This is a genomic window from Streptomyces mayteni (assembly GCF_054783955.1).
In genome coordinates, this window is sequence record NZ_BAAGPR010000245.1 from 1 (window position 1) to 2,669 (window position 2,669).

Here is a 2,669-nt window from a genome sequence, read left to right on the forward strand (position 1 = left end):
TCGGCCTGGCGGCCGTGCCGCGCCCACCCACCCGCCCTCGCGGGTGGCTTGCGCGGCAGCGGGCTGGCGGCCCGGCGGCGTAGCCGCCGCGGGCCGGGAGCACGTGCCCTCCGGCGGGGCGGAGCCCCGCGGGGCCTGGGCCCGTGGCCCGGAGGGCCGGGCGGCGCAGCCGCCCTCGGCCCCCGGGCCGGGGCCCCACCGCGCGCAGCGCGGAACAAAGGGCGGGTGGGTGGGGAAAACCCCGCGCGGAGCGCCGGGCGCCGCGGCCGCCCCAGAGCCCACCGCCGCCGGTCGGTTCCGGCCCGTCAGGGCCGGTACGCTCCGGTCTATGCCCCGCTCTGTCGCCATCGTCACGGATTCCACCGCGTATCTGCCGCCGACGGCGGTCACGACGCACGGCATCACCGTCGTCCCGCTGACCGTCGTCATCGCCGGCGAGGCGCTACCCGACGGCACCGGCGACTCGGCGCGGCGGCTCGCCGACGCGCTCCAGCAGCGCCAGCCGGTGACCACCTCCCGGCCCAGCCCCGAGACGTTCGCCGCCGCCTACCGGGCGGCGGCCGCGGCCGGCGCCGACGGGATCGTCTCGCTGCACCTGTCCGCCGAGATCTCCGGCACCCACGACGCCGCGGTGGTCGCTGCCCGCGAGGCCCCCGTGCCGGTGCGGGTCGTGGACAGCGGCCTGGTCGCGATGGCGCTCGGCTTCTGCGTGCTGGCCGCCGCCGAGGTGGCGGCGGCCGGCGGTTCGCTCGACGAGGCCGTGGCGTACGCGCGCAAGCGGGCCGAGGCCACCCGCTCGTACTTCTACGTCGACACCCTGGAGCATCTGCGCCGCGGCGGCCGGATCGGCACCGCCCAGGCCCTGTTCGGCTCCGCGCTCGCCGTCAAGCCGCTGCTCGAACTGGCCAACGGCCGGATCGAGTTGACCGAGAAGGTGCGCACCGCCTCGCGCGCCATAGCGCGGCTCGAGGAGTTGGCGGTCGCGCACGCCGGCACCGGTCCTGTGGACGTGGCCGTGCACCATCTGGCGGCCGAGGAACGGGCGGCCGGGCTCGCGGAGCGGCTGCGGGAGCGGCTTCCCGGCCTCGCCGAACTGCATGTCAGCGAGGTGGGCGCGGTGTTGGGGGCCCACACCGGGCCCGGACTGCTCGGCGCGGTGGTCGCCCCACGCTAGGGCCTGTCTTCCGGATCTTCGTGGGGCCGCGACGCCAGCTACGGCACCTCGCTGCGTTACCGAATCGCGCGAATACGGCCAAGTATGAGCTGCGATCCGGCGCCTTGCGATGCACCGCATCTGGGGGTACCTCCCAGGCCGCCAGGCCTGGGGGAGCCAAGGCCTGATCCACGAAGACCCAAAAGACAGGCCCTAGCTCCGGCCGGCCCCTTCACCCTCACGAGTGAGCAAGTTATCCACAAGTCCGAGATGATCCACAGAATCACAGCCCGTCCCGATGCGTCCGGGAAATCCGTTCTACCGTCCGGGACATGGAGACGAGAACGAGACGAGGGGCGCGGGCCAGAGGGCCGGCGGCGGGCCGCGGTCCTGGTGAGGGCGGCCGGGGCGGGCCGGGGCGGCGGCGGGCGGCGCGGCGGGCCGCGGTGTTGGCCAGGGCCGAGGCGCTGTTCTCCCCGGAGCTGACCTGGGCCACCGGGCAGTTGACGGTGCCGGCGCACGGCTGGCGGGTGGTGCCACGGGCCGGCACCGACGACCCACCACCACCACCAGCACCACCTGCGGACGAGTCCTCACCGGCCGGCGCCTCGCCGTGGCGGCGGGCCCGGCTGGCGGCGGGGGAGCGGTGGCCCACGTGGCTGCGGCCACGGTGCGGGCTCGAACCACGCACCCTCTCCGCACTCGCCGTGCTGCTGCTGGTCGCGGCCGGCTTCGCCGTCCACCACTTCTGGACGGGCCGGCCCCAGGCCGTCACCGTCGCCACCTCGAACCCCCCGGCCGCGGCCACCGACGCGCCCACCGACGGCCCCACCAGTTCACCCGCTGCCACGGCCCCGCTGGTGGTCGACGTCGCCGGGGAGGTGGCCGAGCCAGGGATCTACTCGCTGCCGGCCGGGTCCCGGGTGGCGGACGCCATCGAGGCGGCCGGCGGCAGCGCCCCGGGCACCGACACCGACGCGCTCAACCGGGCCCGGCCGCTGGTGGACGGCGAGCAGATCCTGGTCGGCGCCCCACCACCCCCCGGGCCGGGGCCGAGCTCCGCCCCCGCCGGCGGCCTGATCAGCATCAACACGGCGACGTCCGAGCAGCTCCAGGAACTCCCGGGCGTCGGCCCGGTGCTGGCCGGCAACATCATCGGATACCGGGAGTCCAACGGGGCGTTCACCACCATCGAGCAGTTGGGCGAGGTCTCCGGTATCGGAGACCGGCGGCTGGCCGATCTGAGGGACCGTGTCACGCTCTGACTCCCCGCCGCCCGCGCCCGCTTCGCCCGCCCCCGCTCCGTCCCGCCGGCATCCGGTCCACGTCGCCACCGGGCACCGGCTCGGCTCCTCCCACCCGCACCACCGGCGGGTGCCAGCCGACCTGCGTCTCGTCGGCCCGGCGGCGGCCGCCTGGGTGGCCGCCGCGCTGGCCCTCGACGCCGCCGGCCGGGCCACGGCGCTCGGCGTGTGCTGCTGCTGCCTGCTCGCCGGCGCCCTGCTGGGGCGCGGGC

2 protein-coding genes and 1 pseudogene are annotated in these 2,669 nt (G+C 76.7%); all 3 read left to right on the top strand.

The features are described 5' to 3' along the window. Positions 1–328 precede the first annotated feature (328 nt). A complete protein-coding gene (locus tag ACYVPE_RS39640; RefSeq protein ID WP_461038701.1) occupies positions 329–1,174 on the top strand; it encodes a DegV family protein in 846 nt (281 codons plus the stop codon). Positions 1,175–1,485: 311 nt separating this feature from the next. After that, positions 1,486–2,418, top strand: a complete 933-nt coding sequence (locus ACYVPE_RS39645) for a helix-hairpin-helix domain-containing protein (protein WP_461038702.1) — start codon at positions 1,486–1,488, stop codon at positions 2,416–2,418. After that, a pseudogene (locus ACYVPE_RS39650) lies at positions 2,405–2,669 on the top strand (ComEC/Rec2 family competence protein); the annotation flags it as partial. The gene ACYVPE_RS39645 and the pseudogene ACYVPE_RS39650, both read left to right, overlap by 14 nt.